Below are 19728 nucleotides of genomic sequence, written 5' to 3' on the forward strand. Positions count from 1 at the left end.
GTGTTCGCCGGCATCTACTTCTGGTTCCCGAAGATGTTCGGCCGGATGCTCGACGAGCGCCTCGCGAAGATCCACTTCTGGCTCACGATGATCGGTTTCCACGGCACGTTCCTGGTGCAGCACTGGCTCGGCACCAAGGGCATGCCCCGGCGGTACGTCGATTACCTGGAGAGCGACGGCTTCACGTTCCTGAACACGTTCTCCACGATCGGCGCGTTCATCCTGGGCATCGCCACCCTGCCGTTCGTCTACAACGTGTGGAAGTCCTACAAGATGGGCCGCGTCGTCACCACCGACGACCCGTGGGGCCACGGCAACTCGCTGGAGTGGGCGACCTCCAGCCCGCCGCCGCTGCGCAACTTCGACCGGATGCCGCGGATCCGCTCCGAGCGCCCGGCTTTCGATCAGAAGTTCCCGCATCTGGCCGCCGGCGAGCAGTCGCTGGCCGGCCCGCCCGAGGGTGGCGCGCGGCCGCTGACCACGGAGTCCGACGGCGGCGCCACCTACCCCGAGGACATCGCGTCGGATCGGGATCGGAAGAAGAAGCGGAAATAATCCTCACGGAAGGCCGGGCGATCGCCCGGCCTTTCCAGGATCTCGTGGTCCGCCCGTCGCAGGTTCCGGCGCCGGACGATTTCCGTGATCCGGTGGGGCTCGATCACACCGTCCGGCCGGAATTCACTCCGGCGAGCCGGTGCCCGATCTTTCGGTCGTCAAGGACAGCTGGAACCATCACGGCATCGGTGAATACCTCGCCACGGTCGCGATTCGCCGGCCGATTCCTCAGATCCTCCAGCAGTGAGCCGGGCAGGAGACGTGCGAGAGATGCCAGAAATCAACTCCGTGACCAACCCACGGTCACCGTTCGAAAACCTCGGCGCCACGCCGGTACGCCCGTCGGCCACTCCCGGGTCCGCCGGCACGGCCTCCGGCGAGCTGTCCCGATCGGTGCGGTTCCTGAGCGTGAAGGGGCGCAGCGGCCCGCTCCTGCCGCCGTTCGAGTCGATCATCGGCCGGGACGAGCGGGTCCGGATCGTCGACACCGACCTGTCCCCGTGGCGGATGATCTGCTCGCTACAGATGCGCGGGCCGAGCGGGTCCGGCGCGATCGGCACCGGCTGGCTGGTCGGCCCGCGGACCGTGCTGACCGCCGGCCACTGTGTCTTCAGCACCTCGTTCTTCGGCGGCTGGGCGGCCACGATCGACGTCATCCCGGGCCGCAACGGGTCCGGACCGGCCGCCGAGTCGGAGCCGTTCGGCCGGGTCACCAGCACCAGCTTCTCCTCGGTGGACCGCTGGCAGAGCAACGAGGACGCGGACTACGACATCGGCTGCATCCACCTGGCCGAGCCGATCGGCGAGACGGTCGGCTGGTTCCCGATCGGGGTGCGCCCGGCCGAGCAACTGGAGGGTTTCCAGGTCAACATCTCCGGCTACCCGGGCGACCGGGGCAACGGGACCGCGCAGTTCCACGGCAACAACCGGATCGTGCAGGTCAGTGAGCGCCGGCTGTTCTACGAGGTGGACACGTTCGGCGGGCAGAGCGGCGCGCCGGTGTGGATCTACGAGAACGACGACACCACCCGGCCTCTGGCGGTGGGCGTGCACGCGTACGGCACCGGCGGCACCCCGGCCACGCTCGGCATCACCGCGAACTCCGCGCCGCGGATCACGCCGGACGTGCTCGCGCTGGTCACCGAGTGGGTCGCGCAGGACGGCGGATGGCCCAGCCCCTGACCTCGTACCCGGAACGGGGCGGCCGGGTCCTCGACGACGGACCACCGGCAGCCGTCCGGGCCGGTGGGGACGGCACTCTCCGCCGGACGGTGCAGCACCGCGGTCCGACCGGCGCCTCGGTGAGCGCCGTGGCCCGATGAGGGTCGGACGGGCCATCCGGATGTTAGCGATCACTTGGAACCTGTCAAGGTTTCCGCTAAGTTGCGGGCGGCCCGCCCTCACGCGTCATTATAAAGGTTCCTATCTATGCCTAGAGGGCGTTGACGTGCCATTGATCTGCATGCAAAGCTGCCGTCATTCAATCGAAGCAGTTCGATAATTCGATCTTAACCCTCGCAGCTCGGGGGCCTTTTCTCGCATGCAGATGAAACGTTACACGGGGAGGATTCCCATGACGGTCAGCAGGCGCACCCTCCTGCGCACCGGCCTCGCCCTGGCCGGCGCCGGGCTCACCACGACCGCGTGCAGCAGCGACTCGGGCAGCGGCGGCAAGACCACGCTGCGGTTCGCCTGGTGGGGCAGCGAGGAGCGGGCCAAACTCACCCAGCAGGTCGTCGACCTGTTCGTCGGCAAGAACCCGGGCGTCGAGGTGAAGACCACCTACGCCGCCTACGACCCGTACTTCCAGAAGCTCGCCACCGAGATGAGCGGCGGCAACGCCCCCGACGTGCTCCAGATGGGCGACCGCTACCTGCGTGAGTACGCCGAACGCAACACCCTGCTCGACCTCACCCCGCACCTCGGCACCCAGGTGCAGACCGCCGACCTGGAGAAGAAGCTGTTCCCGGCCGGCAACATCGGCGACAAGACGTACGGCCTGCCGATGGGCCAGACCACCCACGTGCTGCAGTACGACGCCAAGCGGTGGGAGGAGGCCGGGGCGAAGCTGCCCGCCGACGGCTGGACCTGGGACGACCTGCGCGAGTCGGCGGCCGCCGTGTCCGCGAAGCTGGGGCCGAAGGTGAGCGGCCTGAGCGACCCGTTCGGCATCGAGGACTGGTTCGGCGACTGGCTGCGCCAGCAGGGCAGAGACCTCTACACCGCGGACGGCAAGCTCGGCTACACCGAGGCCGAGGTGATCGCGTGGTGGAAGCTGGGCGTGCGGTTCCGGGAGGCGAAGGCGATCACCCCGCCGGAGATCACCGCGAACACCACGCTCACCCCGTTCCCGCGCAAGGAGTCGACGGCCGAGTTCTGCCCGGACAGCACGGTCGGCATGACCTCCTGGGAGACGTACGGCAGCCCGTTCGCGCTCACCCCGTTCCCCACCGCGGGCACCGGGATCGGCCAGTTCACCCAGCCGCCGATGATGCTCAGCGTCGCTCAGCGCACGAAGAACAAGGACGTCGCGCTCAGGTTCGCCGACTTCTTCATCAACGACCCGGAGGCCGGCGCCATCCTCGGCATGGCCCGTGGGCTCCCGCCCAACCTCAAGATCCGGGAGACCCTGGCGGCGAAGCTGACCGACGAGTGGAAGATGGTCGCCGACTACGAGGCCAAGGTATCGCCGCAGCTGCTGCCCGCCCCGCCCCCGCCGCCCAAGGGCGCCGGCGTGGTGAAGACCCAGTTCCAGCGGATCTACGACGACGTGATGCACGGCAAGGCCACCCCGGAGGCGGCCGCGCCGCGCCTGATGAGCGAGATCCAGCAGGCCCTCGGCGCATGACCACCGTGCTCGATCGGCCACGTTCTGCGGCTGCGGCGCCACCTGCGAAAAGAAGGAGGTACGGCGAACGCCCGTCGATCGCCTATCTCTTCCTCACCCCGTGGGTCGCCGGGGCGCTGCTGCTCACCCTCGGCCCGATGCTGTGGCTGCTGTACCTGTCGTTCACCGAGTACGACCTGTTCACCGCCCCACGCTGGGTGGGGCTGGACAACTACGTACGGATGCTCACGGTCGACCCGCACTTCTGGAACGCGGTCCGGGCCACCTCCAAGTTCGTGCTGATCTCGGTGCCCGTACAACTGGCGGCCGCCCTCGGTGTCGCCCTGCTGATCCACCGCAGGAGCCGGGCGCAGGGCTTCTACCGGTCGGCGTTCTACGCGCCGTCGCTGCTCGGCGCGAGCGTCAGCGTGGCCCTGGTCTGGCGGGTCATCTTCCACGACTGGATCGGCGACCCGGACCGGGCGCTGCTGGCGCTGGTGCTGCTCGCGGTGTGGCAGTTCGGCGCGCCGATGGTGATCTTCCTGGCCGGGCTGCAGCAGATCCCGCAGGAGTACTACGACGCGGCGGCGGTCGACGGGGCCGGGCCGTGGAGGTCGTTTCTGAGGATCACCGTCCCGATGCTGTCGCCGGTCATCTTCTTCAACCTGGTGCTCGACACGATCCGGGCCTTCCAGGTCTTCACCGGCGCCTACGTGGTCAGCAACGGCACCGGTGGCCCGAGCGATTCCACCCTCTTCTACACCCTTTATCTGTACGAGAAGGGCTTCGTCGAGTTCAAGATGGGCTACGCCTCCGCCATGTCGTGGTTCCTGCTCGTGGTCATCGCCGTGATCACGGCGCTCCTGTTCCGTACCGCCAAGGGCTGGGTCTTCTACTCCGGGGACGAGTCGTGACCGGGCGGCTGCGGGTGACCGGCCGGCACGCCGTCGTGATCCTGCTGCTGATCCCGCTGCTCTACCCGATCGCCTGGCTGTTCCTGGCGTCGTTCAAGTCGGGTTCGGAGATCGTGCAGAGCCTCGCGCTGCTGCCCCGCGAATACCTCCTGGACAACTACGTCGCGCTCGGTGACGACCTGGCCGGGGTGCCGGCGTGGACGTTCTTCGTCAACTCGACGATCGTGGCCGGGGCGTGCGCGCTGGCGAACATCGCGAGCTGCTCGCTGGCCGCCTACGCCTTCGCGCGGCTGCGGTTCCGGATGCGCGGGCCGCTGTTCGCCTTCACGCTGGCCACCATCATGCTGCCGGTGCACATCATCACCATCCCGCAGTACTCGCTGTTCACCAAGCTCGGGATGGTCGACACGTTCTGGCCGCTGATCCTGCCGAAACTGCTGGCCACCGACGCGTTCTTCATCTTCCTGATGGTCCAGTTCATGCGGACCATCCCGCGGGAGCTGGACGAGGCGGCCCGGCTCGACGGGTGCGGCTCGATCCGGATCTTCGCCTCGATCGTGCTGCCGCTGGTCCGGCCGGCCCTGGTCACCACCGCGATCTTCACGTTCATCTGGACCTGGAACGACTTCTTCACCCAGCTCATCTACCTGTCGTCGCCGGAACGCCTGACGCTCCCCCTCGCGCTGCGCCTGTTCATCGACACCACCGACTACAACGCGTTCGGGCCGATGCTGGCGCTGTCGGCGCTGGCCATCGTGCCGATCCTGCTGTTCTTCGCCGCGTTCCAGCGGCTGCTGGTCGAAGGTTTCGCCACCTCCGGACTCAAAGGTTGATCCCCATGCAGGAGTTCTCCCGCCGCAATTTCGTCCGCGGCGTCGCCGCCACTCCCCTGCTGGCCGCGGTCCCCGGCTCCCCCGCCGTGGCCGCGCCGGCGCCGTTGAGGAAGGCGTCCTATCCGGCGCCGGACACCGTGGCGCTGACATGGCTCGAGGACACGCCCGGCGCCAACGTCGGCAGCACCTGGGGTGTGCCGTGGCCGCAGGGCGCTGTCCCGGCCGACTCGCCGTTCGCGCTGACCAGCGCCGAGGGCGCCGCCGTGCCGGTGCAGAGCTGGCCGATCGGCTACTGGCCGGACGGGTCGCTCAAGTGGAGCGCGCACGCGCTGCCCGCGAACGCGCCGCTGTCCGCGTCGTACACGCTCTCCCGGTCGGCCGGCGCGCCGATCGCCACTGCCGTCACCGTCGCCGAGAAACACGACACGATCACCGTCGGCACCGGCGTGATCGACGTGGTGATCGGCCGCCGCGGGTCGTCGCTGATCAAATCGATCACCCGGGGCGGCGTTCGCGTGGCGCAGAACCTGGAGCTGGTGAGCCTGCGGCAGACCACGGCCGACGACGAGGACGAGCGCCGTACGTCACGGGAGCGCCTGGTCGGCAACATCCGGCGGGTCACCGTCGAGCAGCGCGGGCCGGTCCGGGCGGTCGTCCGGATCGAGGGCGACCATCGGCGGCGCGGGCGGTCGTGGCTGCCCTTCATCGTGCGGCTCTACCTGTACGCGGGCGCGCAGCACGTGCGGATGGTGCACACGTTCCTGTTCGACTCCGACGGGCAGAGGGAGTTCGTGGCCGGGCTCGGCGTGCGGGTCGGGGTGCCGATGCGCGACGAGACCTACGACCGGCACATCCGGATCTCCGGCGACGGCGACGGGCTGCTGCGCGAGGCGGTCAAAGGCATCACCGGCCTGCGGCGGGACCCCGGAGCGGCGGTACGCACCGCGCAGCTCGCCGGCCAGAAGCTGCCCGACCCGGCCACCTGGGACCAGCGGGTCACCACCCGGCTGCCGCTCATCCCGACCTGGGGTGACTACACGCTCGCGCAGCTCAGCTCCCAGGGGTACACGATCCGCAAGCGCACCAAGGCCGGGCACGGGTGGATCGATGTGGACTCGGGGCGGCGGGCCGGCGGGTTCGCCTACGTCGGCGGGGTCAGCGGCGGGCTCGGCCTCGGGATGCGCGACTTCTGGCAGCGGTATCCCGCCCAGCTCGACATCCGGGGCGCGGACACCGCCGAGGCCCGGGCCACCATCTGGATGTGGTCGCCCGAGGCGGGGCCGATGGACACCCGCTTCTACCACGACGGGCTCGGCCAGGACACCTATCCCGAGCAGCTCGAAGGACTCAACATCACCTACGAGGACTACGAGCCCGGATTCGGTACGCCGTACGGCATCGCGCGGACCACGGAGCTCAGCTTCTTCGCGCTCGGGGCGACTCCCTCTTCCGTGGAGACGGCTGCTCTGGCCCGTACGATCAAGAATCCACCGCAGATCGTCGCGCCGCCCGCCCACCTCGCCGCCGCCGGAGCGTTCGGGGGGTTGTTCGCCCCCGTCGACCGGTCCACGCCGGACCGCGCCAAGATCGAGGACCGGCTCGACTTCCTCTTCGACTACTACCGTGACCAGGTCGAATCCCGGCACTGGTACGGCTTCTGGAACTACGGCGACGTGATGCACACGCCCGACGTGGACCGGCACGTGTGGCGTTACGACGTCGGCGGCTACGCGTGGGACAACTCCGAACTGTCGCCGGACCTGTGGCTGTGGTTCGCCTACCTGCGGTCCGGGCGGGCCGACATCTTCCGCTTCGCCGAGGCGATGACCCGGCACACCGGCGAGGTCGACGTCTACCACCTGGGCAGATGGGCCGGGCTCGGCACCCGCCACGGCGTGCAGCACTGGGCCGACAGCGCCAAGCAGCAGCGCATCAGCACCGCCGTCTACCGGCGCATCTTCTACTTCCTCACCGCCGACGAGCGGGTCGGCGACCTGATGCACGAGCTCGTCGACTCCGACCGTACGTTCCTGGCCCTCGACCCGCTCCGCAAGATCCGCACCGAGCCGTACACGCCCGACCCGCACGCCCTGTCGATCGGGCTCGGCACCGACTGGAGCGGGCTCGCCGCGGCCTGGCTGACCGAATGGGAACGCCGCGGCCCGAAAGCCGCGATCGCCGAGAAGAAGCTGCTCGCCACCATGCGGACCATCGGCCGGATGCCGAACGGCTTCGTCACCGGCAGCGGCCTCTACGACCTCGACACCGGCGAGTTCGCGGTCGCCGCGAAGACCGTCAGCGTGTCGCACCTGAGCGCCATGTTCGGCCAGGTGGAGATCTGCGCCGAGCTGATCGCCCTGATCGACATGCCGGCGTTCGAGGCGGCGTGGCTGCAGTACTGCCGCCTGTTCAACGCGACCCGCGCCGAACAGGCCGCCGAGACCGGCGCCGACTTCGGCAACCTGATCCTCAAACAGGGCCACTCCCGCCTGACCGCCTACGCCGCGTCCCGCCTGGGCGACGCCGCACTGGCGGCCCGCGCGTGGACGGAGTTCACCGGAACCGACGGCTACACCGACGCCTCACCGTGGCGAACCGTCCCGCTGACCGGCCCGGAAGTCCTCAACCCGGTCGACGAGGCCTCCTGGGTGGACACCAACACGACCGCCCTCTACGGCCTGGCCGCCATCCAGAACCTGGCCCTGCTCCGCTGACCCACCTTCGTGCCCGCTCCGGACGTCACGGCCGGCGAGTCATGACGTCCGGGGTCGGCGGCCGAGCGCCATCCGCGGTCTCGATCGCGGTCACCGGCGCCACCACCAGGTCGTGCACCCGCCAGTTGAAGGCGCGGGCGAACCGCTCCAGCTCCTCCACCCGCTCGGTCAGCCGGTCCGTGTCCGCCACCGGAACCACCAGCAGCTCACCCACGAACACGTGACCTTCCTCGCGCAGCCGCAGCCACGCGTCCGCCACCCAGTCGTGGTCCAGCACGGCGGCCAGCAGCTCACGCGGCAACGGGTGCGGGCCGCTGCCGTCCACCAGCGACGGCGCCTCGTCCATCAGGTCGGCCACGGCCGCGCGTGTCGTGCGTACCCCGTCGCGGACGATGTCGGCGCCGATGATCAGCGCCGCGACCGCGTCCGCCCACCACAGGCCCGCACCGATCCCCAGGATGCCCAGCACCGCGGCGCCGGCCGTCAGCCAGTCCGCCCGGTTCATCTCGGCGTCCGCGAACAACACCTTGTCGTGCAGCTCACGGGCGATCCGCTGCTTCACCCGGCCCAGCAGGATCGCCGGGACCATCGTGGCCAGCAGCACGACGATCATCAGCCAGCCCAGCCAGAACCGCTGCCCGAACAGCTCCACCAGCCCGATCGGCGGGCGCTCCTTCGCGATCAGGCGCATCACCGAGTCGTAGACGACATAGCCGCCGAGCGACAGCAGCGCCACCGAGCCCGCCAGGAACGCGACACTGACACTGCGGTGGTAGGCGTACGGGAAACGCTCCGTCGGCCGCCTGTTGCGGAACCGGGCCGCCACCAGGAACGCGGCCGGCGGCACCAGGCCCAGCATGTCCTCGATCCAGGCCGCCTTCATCGCCTGCGACTGGCCCAGCGTGACCGCGAGCAGCAAAATCGCCACCAGGAAGAAGACGATCGTCCACCATTCCAGGCGTACGGCCCGCCGGTGCAGCTCCGCCTTGTCCGGGGGCAGCTCGAACCGGCCGTACACCCTCACCGGGCACGCTCCGCGGCCACCAGCAGCTCCTCGACGGCGTCGTCACCCTGCTCGGCGAGGAACCGTTCCACCTCGACCTGCCAGCCGTTCTCCCCCGGAGGCAGAGCCCACACGTGCTCGTGGGCGGCCAGTTCGACCCCGGTCCCGGTCAGGTGCAGCTCGCCCAGCCGCCAGTCGCCGACCACCACGGGCATGCCCTCGGCGCCGGTCACCTCCGGCACGGTCACCACCTCCGCCTTCTCGGCGGCCAGCGCGGCGACCTCAGCGGTGCCCGCCTGCACCGCCACCCGTACCCCGGCCAGGTCCTCCGGCACGGCGCCGCCGCCCTCGGGCACGGCCACCAGGGTGCGCGTGGTGACGTACGGCCGGGTCAGCGCCGCCTGCTCGATCCAGGGCACGTTCGCGTCCAGCCCACCCACGACCACGTCCAGGACCCGATCGCGGAGCGCGGCCATCAGCGACGACTCGGACCCGGGATGCCACTCGACGGTCGCGCCCAGACGACCGGCGAGCCGCCGCACCAGCTCGACCTCGGCCCCGGACGGCTCGCCCTCCAGCCGTACCCACGGCGGATTCTCGGTGACCCCGACCCGCAGCACCCCGCCCCGCACGTCGGCGAGCGTGCCGCCGGCGTCCTTCGGCCATCCACAGCCCGCCGTCGTCACCGCCAGGAGAAGCCCCACCACCAGCACCCCGAACCGCCGCATCCTCGACCTCCACCCCATTCCGGCGTCCGCTGGCTACCCACCCCTCACCACCTCATGCCCCGGACTTCACCCGTCCGCCCTCGGCGTCCGCATCGGGCATTTCGCCGTGCCCCCATTCCTTCCCGCCGGCCGCTCGCACCACCCCCTCGCCTACGCCTCGCGCGGCACCTTCCCCACCCTCTGCTCTTGGCCGGGAGGAAACGGGATCGGCCGGTGGGACGGTTACGGCGGTTGATCGCCGGCGGTAGATTTCGCGGCATGTTCGGGGGTTCGGCGCGCGTGGTGGGTGGCCGGTACCGGCTGTCGGGATGGCTGGGCCGCGGCGGGATGGGCGCCGTCTGGGAGGCCCACGACACCCTGCTCGGGCGGGATGTCGCACTCAAAGAGATCCATCTCCCCGAGGACGGCGGCGGACCCGCCGATCCGGGGGATCCGATGGTCCGGCGTGCGTTCCGGGAGGCGCGGGCCGCTGCCCGCCTCCGGCATCGGGGCATCGTGACGATCCACGATGTCGTCACCGAGGGCGGGCGGCCGTGGATCGTCATGGAACTCGTCGACGGCCCCTCACTCGCGGCGGCGGTCCGTGTGCAGGGGACCCTGACCGAGCAACGGGCCGCCGACATCGGACTGCAGGTCGTCGACGCGCTCCGTGCCGCCCATCGGCAGGGCGTGCTGCACCGGGACGTCAAACCCGCCAACATCCTGCTCGGCACCGACCGGGTCGTGCTGACCGACTTCGGCATCGCCGCGATCGACGACGCCACCTCGATCACCTCGACCGGGCAGATGGTCGGTTCGCCGGCGTTCCTCGCGCCGGAACGGTTCAACGGGCAGCCGGCGACCGCGGCGACCGATCTGTGGTCTCTCGGCGTCACTCTCTACATCGCGGTGACCGGTCGATCGCCGTTCCCGGGTGAGGACCTTCCCGGAACGCTCGCCGCCATCCTGCACCGCAGTCCCGAACCACCCGCCGAGGCGAGCGCCCTGTGGCCGGTCATCGCGGGTCTGCTCGCCAAGGATCCGGCCGGCCGGCTCACCGCCGACCAGGCGCACACTCTGCTGACCGCCGTCGTCCGAGCCCACGACGAGCCCTCGCGAACCGGCGCCGTCCGCCGCACCGAAGCCACTCGCCGAGACGGCGGACAACTGCAGCCCACCGCCGTCCCGGACGGCGACCAGCCACCGACCACCCCGGACGACAGCCGACCACACCCGGCCACGGTCCCCGACGGCGAACGGCCCGAGCCCGCCACCGTCCCGGACAGCAGACCCCCGAAAACCGCCACCGTCCCGGACAGCAGAAACCCGCAGACCGCCACCGTCCCGGATGGCAGACACCCGCAAACCGTCACCGTCCCGGATGGCAGACACCCGCAAACCGTCACCGTCCCGGATGGCAGACACCCGCAAACCGTCACCGTCCCGGACCGGGAACAACCGCGGCCCACCGCCGCCGCCCCGGACGAGGAACACCCGCAGACGGCCACCATCTCGGAACGCGAACGACCACTCAGCGCCACCGTCCCAGAAGGCGAACGGCTCCTGACCGGGGAGCCCACGGCGACGGGCGATGCGGATGGCCGTCATGAGCTGTCACCGGCTCCGGTGACACCAGCACCGGCGGTCTCCGACCCGGCCGCTGTGGTTCCCGCATCGTCGCGCGCCCGTCCGGCGGGCACCATGCCGGACAGCGATCCGCGGTCGGCCGAGCCACCGATCGCCGGGCCGGCCGTCGCAACGCCGCCGCGCGACGAACCGGCGTCGACAGTGCCGCGGACCGACGGACCCCCTGCCGGAGGGGGTCGACGGCCGCCCGCTCAACGGCCGGGCGGCGAGGGTGTGGTCGCCCCGGGACACCCGCCGCCGGTGCGCCCGGCGGCTGGGCACACCGGGAATCCGGCGGGATGGCTCGACCCCGCTGCGGAGAGAGGTGGGCGGCCGTTTCCGTGGCAGGGGTTCTGGACGGTGGTGCTGGTCGTCAGCACTGTCATCGCCGCGTGGGCGATCGTCCGGACGGCGTGGCGTGAGTGGGACCGGTCCTCAGCGCCGATCGTGGACGGCGATGCGATGTCGCCGTCGCCGTCGCCGTCGCCGTCCGGGCCACGGGATGCGATTCCGGCGGCGTTTCTCGGTGCGTGGTCGGGCACGGCGAAGCAGCCGATCGGGGTGGTCGAGTCGTGGCGGGTGACGATCACGTTCACCGCGTCGTCGCGGACCGGCGGGTTCGACACGTCGCTGAGCTGCGACGGCACCCTGACGGTCATCGAGCCGTGGCCCACCGAGGGGGAGATCCACCTGCGGCAGAAGACCGGGTCGAATCCTCGGGGGACCTGTGTCGACGCGGCCGAGGTGACCCTTCGTATCGGCGGCGAGGGGCGGATGGAGATGGTGTGGCAGGACCTGGGTGAGCCCCTCAACATCGCGACCGCGTCGCTGACCAGGGCGTGACCCCGGGACACACCCGTGAGACGCCTTGGGGCCGGATGGGCCCGGGCGTCGCGCGGCAGGTACGGGACTCGCCGTGCTGCGGTTGTGGCGCGACCAGTCCCGTACCCCCTCGTGGTTCAGATCGGTGAGCGTCGCCTGCTGACCGTCGCGGCGATCAGCAGGACCAGGGTCGGCGCCGCGGACACCGCGACCTGGGCGGCGACCGGGGCGTCCCCGACGATGCCGTTGAGCAGCACGACCTGCATGATCGTGATCAGGTTGCAGATGCCGAGGGCGGCGACCGCGACGGGCACCCGCGCGTCCAGCAGGGACCAGGCGACGGCGACGGCCGTCAGCGCCAGGAAGGCCTGGCTCTCGATGAACAGCGCGGGGCTGAGAACCGTGCCGGAGCCGGTCGGGAGCAGGATGACGGCGGGCGGGACGGCGAGGAGCCACCACAGTGGTGCGGAGCGCTCGCGCCGGCGGGTGCATGCCAGGACGCCGGCGAGCAGCGCCGCGAGTGGGGCGGCCCCGAAGCCGGCCTGCATCCAGGGACCGCCGAAGCGGGACGCGGAGAGGATCGACGCGACCAGGCCGAGGACGGCGGCGGCCGCGGCCACCCGGTACGCCCCGCGGGTCAGCGTGACGATCGCGGTGACGTGCAGGATCAGCGCGAGCAGGCCGGCCGTCGCATATTGGACGATGCCGTCGGCGCTCTGGAGGATCGCCGTGAGGTCGAGGGGCAGCGCCCGCAGCACGTCGCCGGCGGCCGCCTGGACGAGCAGCGCCAGCGCGGCGAGGCGGGTCGCGGACTGCAGGAACTCGGCGGGACCGCGGTGCACGTCGGCGCCCGTCCGGGCCCGGAAGGCACCGGTGAGCAGGGAGAACGCCTCGCGCGCGGTGAACCGGGCGGTGCTCTGCAGGACGGTGTCGAGGATCTCGTCACGCGGGTAGTGCGCCGGGTAGAGGTTGACGAGCCGGGCGTAGCGGCGCTCCACCGCGGTGGTGTGATCGGTGGTCATGCGGGGCTCACCGCCGCCCGGGTCACGCGGCGCTCGGTGACGACGCGGGCGGCGGCGGCCAGCTGCTCGGCGTGCTCCTGGAGGGCGGCGCCGCCCTCGGGGGTCAGCTCGTAGGACCGGCGGGCCCGGCCGTTGACGATCTGCTCGTCGACGACGCGGATGTGGCCGGCGGTGGCGAGGCGCTCGAGTGCGGTGTAGAGGGTGCCGGTGGCCAGCTGGATCCGCCCGCTGGACAGGGCCGACGCCCGTTGGATGATCGCATACCCGTGGAGCGGCCCGTCTTGCAGGGCCGCGAGGATGAAGTAGGTCGTCTCCCGCATGCACTCGACTATACGTAGTCCAACTACATATGACGAGAGCGGAGTCATCGGGGGACTCGGGCAGGCGGGCCGCGACGGCGGCATTGGCCCTGTCCCCCGCACCGCCCCGGGGACAGGATCGGGGTATGCATGCCGACACCCGCGTCGTTCACCTCCGTGTCCCGGTTCCGGACAGCACGCCGCTGAGCGTGCCGCTCTACCAGACGTCGTCGTTCGCCTTCGACGACCCGGATCCGCTGGCCGACGGCCTCAACCGGCCGGACGGCCCGTTCGTCTACTCCCGTTTCGCCAACCCGACGGTCCGCGCCCTCGAGGAGACCGTCGCCGAGCTGGAGGGCGGCACGGCCGCGATCGCCACCGGCTCCGGCATGGGCGCCGTCTCGCTGCTGCTGCACAGCCTGCTCCGGGCCGGCGATCACGTGATCGCGCAGCACACCCTCTACGGCGGCACGCATGCCGCGCTGCGCAAACTCGCCGACCGCATGAACCTCACGGTGACCTTCGTGTCCGGGCACGATCCCGAGGAGGTACGCGACGCGCTCACCGAACGCACCCGGATCCTCTATCTGGAGACCGTGGCGAACCCGACCGGCCACGTCAGCGACCTGCCCGCGCTCGCGCCGATCGCCCGGCGGGCCGGGGTCACGACGGTCGTCGACAACACGTTCGCGACGCCGCTGCTGTGCCGCCCGATCGAGCACGGCGCCGACGTGGTGCTGCACTCGGTGACGAAGTTCCTGGGCGGGCACAGCGACGTGACCGGCGGGATCGCGGTCTTCGCCGACGACGCGCTCCACCGGGAGGTGTGGGCCGAGGCGGTCGAGTTCGGCGCCGTGCCGGATCCGTTCGCGGCCTGGCTGACCCTGCGTGGCCTGCAGACCCTGCCGCTGCGCATCGACCGGCACAAAGGCAACGTGGCGCGGGTGGCCGGGTTCCTGGCCGGGCATCCGGCGGTCGAGCGGGTGCTGTGGACCGGCTCCCCGGATCATCCGAGTCACGCGATCGCCTCGGCGTTCGTCGGCGGCTTCGCCGCGCCGTTCTGCTTCGACCTGGCCGGCGGTCACGAGGCGGGTCTGCGATTCCAGAAGGGGGTACGGGTGATCAAGCTCGCGCCGTCGCTGGGCGGCACGCAGACCCTGATCCTGCACCCGGCGTCGAGCTCGCACCGCCAGCTGGACGCCGACGCGTTGCGGGCCGCGTCGATCGGCCCCGGCACCATCCGGATAGCCGTCGGCATCGAGCATCCCGACGACCTGATCACCGACCTGGACCAGGCTCTCAGCGCAGTCTGACGACCCCGCCCACGCGGGTCGTACGGCCGTCGGTGTCCGCCCACACCGCCGACGGCCGCCCCAGCGCGTCGCCCTGCCACACCTCGACCCGCCTGCCGAGGTGGGCGGCGAGACATCCGGAGCTGTTGGCGTTGGCCACGTCCTCGTCGACCCCGATCGCCGGCGCGAACAGCCGGGCCCACGCGACCGGGCCGTCCAGGCGGTAGACGAGACAGCCCAGCAGCCCCAGGTCACGGCAGGCCCGGGCGAGCCGGGGGAAGTCGGGGGCCAGGGCCGCCGGGTCGGCGACCGGGATCAGCAGCCGCGGGGCGCCGGGCGACGCGACCACGATCCCGCCCGGATCGCCGATGCCGAGGGCGCCGAGGATCTGGCCGAGGCCGGCGGGTGGCGGCTCGATCGTGACCGGCCCCTGGTCGAACCACACGGCGATCCCGCCGCCGGGCCGGCGCGCGGCGGTCACCTCGTAGGCGCGGCCGCCGGTGTGCTGGGTGAGCCGCTGCCGGGGCCGGCCGCTGCGGGACAGCAGGACCGCGTGGGCGGCGAGAGTCCCGTGTCCGCAGTTGCGCAGTTCGGCCGTACCCGTGAAAAAACGAACGACCGGGAGATCGAGGAAAGCGCCGTGCGACGCGCCGCTCGATCGGACGATCGCGCAGCGATCGCCGTCCTCGTCGTCGGCGACGAGGGTGGGGCTGCCGCCCGCGCCGTCGCGGACACACGCGTCGACCACGGTGATCACATCAGCAACGGTAGTTTCCCGGCCGCGGAACCGGGCAGAGAGAAGGGTGCAACGGCAGTCACACCGGACGAGGAGGCCCCCCGATGGCCGGCAACGAGCACGAGGTCAACCGCAGCGCTCGCAGCGGGCGGTTCGTCAAGGAGAGCACCGCGGAGCGGAACCCGCGCACCACGACCACCGAGAAGGTGGGTGGTGACTCCGATCGGGGTGACCGCGAGGTCAACCGCAGCGCGAGCACCGGCAAGTTCGTCACGAAGACCACCGCTGAGCTGCACGCCGACACGACCGAGACGCAGAGACTCTGATCCTCCTCGGAAAGAAGCGGCCCCCCGTCGGAACGTCGACGGGGGGCCGCTTTGCACGTAGTGCAACGATGCACTTAGTGTAGGAGGGTGACCATCGATCGACGGTCGGCCCTCAAGGCCCGTCATCGGCGCGCCATCCTCGACGCGGCCGGCGCTCTGATCGCCGAGGGCGGCCGGTTCAGCGTCGACCAGCTCGCCGAGCGTGCCGACGTCTCCCGGCGCACCGTCTTCAACCATTTCGCGTCGATCGACGACGTCGTCACCACCGTGTGCACCGAGATGCTGCACGTGGTGATCGACGGGTTTCGCACCACCGTCACCTCCGGCGAGCGGGAGTCGATGTTCACCGACGTCGCCGGGGCCCTGCGGGTCACCGACGTGCCGGGCATCGTGGCGTACCTCTGGCGTGCCCTGGGCGGTTTCGCCCCGGGCAACCCGCAGGCCGCCCAGATCTTCCACGCCACCGTCGCCCGCACCTGCGAGGAGATGGCCCTGGAGCTGGCCCGGAAATATCCCGAAGCCGACCCCCTGGACGCCGCGATCCTGGTCAGCTCACTGATGAACGGCACCGTCGCGGTCGCCACCCACTGGATCGCGGTGACCGCCACGCAGCTCGACGAGCGGTCCCGCGAGCTGTGGCACAGCCTGCTCGAACGCATGATCGAAACAGTCCGCAAGGGCTACTAGCCAGAAGGAACGAACCACATTGGCCGAGCTCCTCTACCGCCTGGGCCGCTTCTGCGCCCGGCGTGCCGGCGTCGTCCTGGCCGCCTGGCTGGTGGTCCTTGGCGTCGCCGTCACCGGCTACTTCGTCGCGCGGGGCGAGCTGTCCCCGGTAGTCGACATTCCCGGCACCGAGACCGCGAAGGTGAGCGACCGCCTCGGCGAGCGGCTCCCCATCGCGGCCGGCGGCAACGGCAAGATCGTCTTCCACACCCCCGACGACACCCCGCTGACCGACTCGCAGAAGACGGCGATCTCCGCGCTGCTCGCCTCCACCGGCAAGCTCGAGGGCGTCGCCTCGACCACCGACCCGTTCGCGATCTCCCAGCAGATCAGCGACCGGCGGGCCCAGGTCGCCGACGGCGTGAAGCAGATCGAGGACGGCCGCGCCAAGCTCGCCGAGGGCCAGCAGCAGATCGACGGCGCCAAGGCGCTGCTCGGCGACGGCGCGGACGCGGCCACCAAGGCGAAGATCGACGAGCAGCAGGCGCTGATCATCGAGAAGCGCAAGGAGCTGGAGGCGCAGGCGGAGAAGCTGTCCGTCGGCCAGCGGCTGCTCGCCATGTCGTCGCCGATCCGGCAGGTGTCGGTGGACGGCTCCACCGCTGTCGCGCAGGTCCGGTTCACCGTGCCGCAGCTCGACGTCACCCCGGAGACCAAGGAGCGCGTCGTCGACCACGTCAACGCGGGCCTGCCCGGTGGCGTCGAGGCCGAGTACTCCAACGAGATCACCCAGGGCCTGCCCGAGATCATCGGCGTCGGCGAGATCGTCGGCCTGGTCATCGCCGCGATCACGCTGCTGGCCATGCTGCGTACGCTGATCGGCGCCGCCCTGCCCATCCTCAGCGCCCTGACCGGCGTCGGCATCGGCGTGACCGCGTCGCTGGCGCTCTCCGGCGTGGTGGAGATGCTGTCGATCACCCCGGTCCTGGGTGTCATGCTGGGCCTGGCCGTCGGCATCGACTACAGCCTGTTCATCCTCAACCGGCATCGGCGGCAACTACTCGACGGGATCGACTTCCACGAGTCGATCGGCCTGGCCAACGGCACGTCCGGCAACGCGGTGGTGTTCGCCGGGTCCACGGTGCTGGTCGCCCTGCTGGCCCTCAACGTGACCGGCATCCCGTTCCTGGGCCTGATGGGCACCGTTGCGGCGATCTGTGTCGCGGTGGCCGTGCTCCTCGCGGTCACCCTGACGCCCGCCCTGCTGTCGCTGATCGGCAAGCGGGTCCTCAACCGCAAGGCCCACGCCGTGTCGAACGCGTCGGTGAAGCCGATGGGCACCCCGCGGGCCGTGATCACCGTGCTGGCCCTGCTGGTCGCCCTGGTGGCGGTCGCGATCCCGGCGATGTCGATGCGGCTGGGCCTGCCGGACGGCTCGTCCGAGGACCAGTCGTCCACCCAGTACCAGGCGTACAAGCTGATCGAGGAACGTTTCGGCGCCGGCGTCAACGGCTCCCTGGTCGTCGTGGCGGACCTGCCCGCCCCGGTCACCGGCGACGCCCAGCAGGCCGAGCAGCTCCGCATCGGCAACGTGCTGCTCTCCCAGAACAACGTCGAGGCGGTCGCCCCGATCGGCGCCTCCGCCGACGGCCGCACCCTGGGCTTCCAGATCATCCCGTCGTCCGGCCCGACCAGCGCCGAGACCGAGCAGCTCGTCCACGACCTGCGCGGCCTCGACCCGCTGAACGGCGACGTCACTCTCGGCGTGGCCGGTTCCGCGAGCGGCAACATCGACATCTCGGAGAAGCTCGACAACGTGCTCCCGCTCTACCTGGGGCTCGTCATCGGCATCTCGCTGATCATCATGATCTTCGTCTTCCGGTCCATCCTGGTGCCGGTGACCGCGACGCTCGGGTTCATCCTCAGCCTGTTCGCCACGTTCGGCGGCATCACCGCGATCTTCCAGTGGGGCTGGCTGAGCGCCGTCTTCGGCATCCACGACCCGGGCCCGGTGCTGAGCTTCCTGCCGACGATCCTGATCGGCATCCTGTTCGGCCTGGCCATGGACTACCAGCTGTTCCTGGTGTCCGGCATGCGCGAGGCGTACGCCCACGGCGCCCCCGCCCGCCTGGCCGTCCAGCAGGGCGTCCACGCCGGCCGCACGGTCGTCACCGCGGCGGCGATCATCATGATCTCGGTGTTCGGCGGCTTCATCTTCTCCAACACCGCGATGATCCGCTCCCTCGGTTTCGGCCTGGCCTTCGGCGTCCTGGTCGACGCCTTCCTGGTCCGGATGCTGCTCATCCCGGCGGTCATGCACCTGCTGGGCCGCTCGGCCTGGTGGATCCCCCGCTGGCTGGACCGCATCCTCCCCAACGTCGACGTCGAGGGCGCCGCACTCGAACGCGCCCACCACGTCGTCCACCACCCGTCCCACTCGGAGCCGGCCGAACCCGTCCTCCGCTGACCCTCCGGCCCGGCCACCGCCCTCTCGGTGGCCGGACCGCTTCCCGGCCCGGCCGCCGCGCACCGTTCGCGGCGGCCGGGCTGCTTCTCGCCCGGCCCCGTCATCGGCTCGCCACCTCCGGGCCGCGCTCCGCCCGCCACCCTCCCGACCCGATCGCCGCTCACCGTCACCCCCGGCCCCACGGCACGAACCCAGCCGACGAACGCGCCGCACCATCGGAGAGCGAGTCACCACCGACCGGGCCGACTACGATCGGCACCTATGCCGACCGGTGACCAGGATCCACGTCGTGTCGAGGGCGCCAAGCTGCTGTCCGATTCCCCGGTGATCCTCTTTCATCGCATGACGGGGATGGTGCAGACGACGACCGCCCTGCGCATGGACGGTTACCACGTGGTCCCGCTGGAGGCGAGCACGTGGCACACGGCCCAGGACATGCACACCGGCCTGGCCCGCGCCCTGGACTTCCCGGCGCACTACGGCAACAACCTCGACGCCTTCAACGACTGCCTCGGCGAAGTGGCCGCTCACGCCTACGGCTTCCCGGCGGACGCCACCGGCCTGGTCCTGGCGATAACCTCCTTCGATCGCTTCGCCGAACGACTGCCCGACCTGGCTCACGCGATGCTCGACGTCTTCGCCGCCCGCTCACGGGCCGCCCAGGCCGACGACGAACAGCTCATCTGCCTGATCCAGTCCACCGCCCCGGATTTCTCCCTCCCACCGGTGGCCGGGACCCCGGTCCTGTGGAATCGCGCCGAGCGCCCCTCCTCCACCGCCGGCCTCTTCGACGTACCCCCCGAACCTCCCCGACGCCCGTGGTGGCGCCGATCCCGCTGACGCCGTCATCCGGCTTCTCTTCCGGCCGTTCGTCCGGCTCCGCCCGCATGGTGGAGCCGCGCAGCCGGCAGGTGCTCGG

Annotated in this window: 18 protein-coding genes; 13 read left to right on the forward strand and 5 right to left on the reverse strand. The window is 70.9% G+C overall.

Annotation, left to right across the window (positions count from 1 at the left end):
* From BM290_RS42045 to BM290_RS42070, 7 genes are all read left to right on the forward strand, one after another.
* The coding region (locus tag BM290_RS42045) for a cbb3-type cytochrome c oxidase subunit I (protein WP_177320125.1) at window positions 1–555 on the forward strand (555 nt) is incomplete at its 5' end.
* 270 nt (window positions 556–825) lie between these two features.
* On the forward strand, window positions 826–1737 hold the full coding sequence (locus tag BM290_RS42050; RefSeq protein WP_093621586.1) for a trypsin-like serine peptidase: 912 nt from the start codon (window positions 826–828) through the stop codon (window positions 1735–1737).
* Window positions 1722–1877: a hypothetical protein gene (locus tag BM290_RS48850; protein ID WP_177320126.1), complete on the forward strand. Its 156-nt coding sequence runs from the start codon at window positions 1722–1724 to the stop codon at window positions 1875–1877. Before BM290_RS42050 ends, BM290_RS48850 begins: the two co-directional genes overlap by 16 nt.
* A 251-nt stretch (window positions 1878–2128) precedes the next feature.
* Window positions 2129–3403 (forward strand): ABC transporter substrate-binding protein, encoded by a 1275-nt coding sequence (locus BM290_RS42055; RefSeq protein ID WP_177320127.1) that lies wholly within the window; start codon window positions 2129–2131, stop codon window positions 3401–3403.
* A complete protein-coding gene (locus tag BM290_RS42060; protein WP_093621588.1) occupies window positions 3400–4296 on the forward strand; it encodes a carbohydrate ABC transporter permease in 897 nt (298 codons plus the stop codon). Before BM290_RS42055 ends, BM290_RS42060 begins: the two co-directional genes overlap by 4 nt.
* Window positions 4293–5129, forward strand: coding sequence for a carbohydrate ABC transporter permease (locus BM290_RS42065; protein WP_093621589.1), 837 nt, complete (start codon window positions 4293–4295; stop codon window positions 5127–5129). The genes BM290_RS42060 and BM290_RS42065 overlap by 4 nt, the downstream gene beginning before the upstream one ends.
* Before the next feature lie 5 nt (window positions 5130–5134).
* Entirely contained in the window at window positions 5135–7843 is a 2709-nt protein-coding gene (locus BM290_RS42070; protein ID WP_093621590.1) for an exo-rhamnogalacturonan lyase family protein, read from the forward strand.
* 25 nt (window positions 7844–7868) lie between these two features.
* Here BM290_RS42070 and BM290_RS42075 read toward each other — a convergent pair whose 3' ends face one another.
* Window positions 7869–8867, reverse strand: a complete 999-nt coding sequence (locus BM290_RS42075; protein ID WP_093621591.1) for a cation diffusion facilitator family transporter — start codon at window positions 8865–8867, stop codon at window positions 7869–7871.
* Window positions 8864–9574, reverse strand: coding sequence for a substrate-binding periplasmic protein (locus BM290_RS42080; protein ID WP_177320128.1), 711 nt, complete (start codon window positions 9572–9574; stop codon window positions 8864–8866). The genes BM290_RS42075 and BM290_RS42080 overlap by 4 nt, the downstream gene beginning before the upstream one ends.
* 258 nt (window positions 9575–9832) lie before the next feature.
* Here BM290_RS42080 and BM290_RS42085 point away from each other — a divergent pair, with 258 nt between their 5' ends.
* Window positions 9833–12022 (forward strand): serine/threonine-protein kinase, encoded by a 2190-nt coding sequence (locus tag BM290_RS42085; RefSeq protein ID WP_177320129.1) that lies wholly within the window; start codon window positions 9833–9835, stop codon window positions 12020–12022.
* Between the two features lie 116 nt (window positions 12023–12138).
* Here the strand turns inward: BM290_RS42085 and BM290_RS42090 are convergent, their stop codons facing one another.
* Window positions 12139–13023 carry a hypothetical protein gene (locus BM290_RS42090; RefSeq protein WP_093621594.1) on the reverse strand — a complete coding sequence of 295 codons (885 nt, stop codon included), beginning with the start codon at window positions 13021–13023 and terminating at the stop codon, window positions 12139–12141.
* Window positions 13020–13343, reverse strand: a complete 324-nt coding sequence (locus BM290_RS42095; protein WP_093621595.1) for a PadR family transcriptional regulator — start codon at window positions 13341–13343, stop codon at window positions 13020–13022. The genes BM290_RS42090 and BM290_RS42095 overlap by 4 nt, the downstream gene beginning before the upstream one ends.
* 125 nt (window positions 13344–13468) lie before the next feature.
* On the opposite strand from BM290_RS42095, the gene BM290_RS42100 reads away from it, so the two are divergent.
* Window positions 13469–14635, forward strand: coding sequence for a trans-sulfuration enzyme family protein (locus tag BM290_RS42100; protein ID WP_093621596.1), 1167 nt, complete (start codon window positions 13469–13471; stop codon window positions 14633–14635).
* On the opposite strand, the gene BM290_RS42105 is transcribed toward BM290_RS42100, so the two are convergent.
* Window positions 14622–15371 (reverse strand): PhzF family phenazine biosynthesis protein, encoded by a 750-nt coding sequence (locus tag BM290_RS42105; RefSeq protein ID WP_093621597.1) that lies wholly within the window; start codon window positions 15369–15371, stop codon window positions 14622–14624. The genes BM290_RS42100 and BM290_RS42105 overlap by 14 nt on opposite strands.
* Before the next feature lie 83 nt (window positions 15372–15454).
* Between BM290_RS42105 and BM290_RS42110 the strand changes: the two genes are divergently transcribed.
* The 4 genes from BM290_RS42110 to BM290_RS42125 all read left to right on the forward strand — a co-directional run bounded on the left by BM290_RS42110 (window position 15455) and on the right by BM290_RS42125 (window position 19649).
* A complete protein-coding gene (locus tag BM290_RS42110; protein ID WP_093621598.1) occupies window positions 15455–15676 on the forward strand; it encodes a hypothetical protein in 222 nt (73 codons plus the stop codon).
* A gap of 87 nt (window positions 15677–15763) precedes the next feature.
* The gene (locus BM290_RS42115; protein WP_093621599.1) at window positions 15764–16363 is read left to right on the forward strand and encodes a TetR/AcrR family transcriptional regulator; all 600 of its coding nucleotides are present in this window, start codon (window positions 15764–15766) and stop codon (window positions 16361–16363) included.
* 19 nt (window positions 16364–16382) lie between these two features.
* Window positions 16383–18809 (forward strand): MMPL family transporter, encoded by a 2427-nt coding sequence (locus tag BM290_RS42120; RefSeq protein ID WP_093621600.1) that lies wholly within the window; start codon window positions 16383–16385, stop codon window positions 18807–18809.
* A gap of 261 nt (window positions 18810–19070) precedes the next feature.
* On the forward strand, window positions 19071–19649 hold the full coding sequence (locus tag BM290_RS42125; RefSeq protein WP_093621601.1) for a barstar family protein: 579 nt from the start codon (window positions 19071–19073) through the stop codon (window positions 19647–19649).
* The last annotated feature ends 79 nt before the right edge of the window (window positions 19650–19728 follow it).

Source organism: Actinoplanes philippinensis (assembly GCF_900113015.1).
Lineage (GTDB): Bacteria > Actinomycetota > Actinomycetes > Mycobacteriales > Micromonosporaceae > Actinoplanes > Actinoplanes philippinensis.

Bases quoted from the DNA above. Each gene is read 5' to 3' on its own strand.
- BM290_RS42050 (WP_093621586.1), top strand. From the start codon at position 826: ATGCCAGAAATCAACTCCGTGACCAACCCACGGTCACCGTTCGAAAAC.
- BM290_RS48850 (WP_177320126.1), top strand. From the start codon at position 1,722: ATGGCCCAGCCCCTGACCTCGTACCCGGAACGGGGCGGCCGGGTCCTC.
- BM290_RS42055 (WP_177320127.1), top strand. From the start codon at position 2,129: ATGACGGTCAGCAGGCGCACCCTCCTGCGCACCGGCCTCGCCCTGGCC.
- BM290_RS42060 (WP_093621588.1), top strand. From the start codon at position 3,400: ATGACCACCGTGCTCGATCGGCCACGTTCTGCGGCTGCGGCGCCACCT.
- BM290_RS42070 (WP_093621590.1), top strand. From the start codon at position 5,135: ATGCAGGAGTTCTCCCGCCGCAATTTCGTCCGCGGCGTCGCCGCCACT.
- BM290_RS42080 (WP_177320128.1), bottom strand. From the start codon at position 9,574: ATGCGGCGGTTCGGGGTGCTGGTGGTGGGGCTTCTCCTGGCGGTGACG.
- BM290_RS42085 (WP_177320129.1), top strand. From the start codon at position 9,833: ATGTTCGGGGGTTCGGCGCGCGTGGTGGGTGGCCGGTACCGGCTGTCG.
- BM290_RS42090 (WP_093621594.1), bottom strand. From the start codon at position 13,023: ATGACCACCGATCACACCACCGCGGTGGAGCGCCGCTACGCCCGGCTC.
- BM290_RS42095 (WP_093621595.1), bottom strand. From the start codon at position 13,343: ATGCGGGAGACGACCTACTTCATCCTCGCGGCCCTGCAAGACGGGCCG.
- BM290_RS42100 (WP_093621596.1), top strand. From the start codon at position 13,469: ATGCATGCCGACACCCGCGTCGTTCACCTCCGTGTCCCGGTTCCGGAC.
- BM290_RS42110 (WP_093621598.1), top strand. From the start codon at position 15,455: ATGGCCGGCAACGAGCACGAGGTCAACCGCAGCGCTCGCAGCGGGCGG.
- BM290_RS42125 (WP_093621601.1), top strand. From the start codon at position 19,071: ATGCCGACCGGTGACCAGGATCCACGTCGTGTCGAGGGCGCCAAGCTG.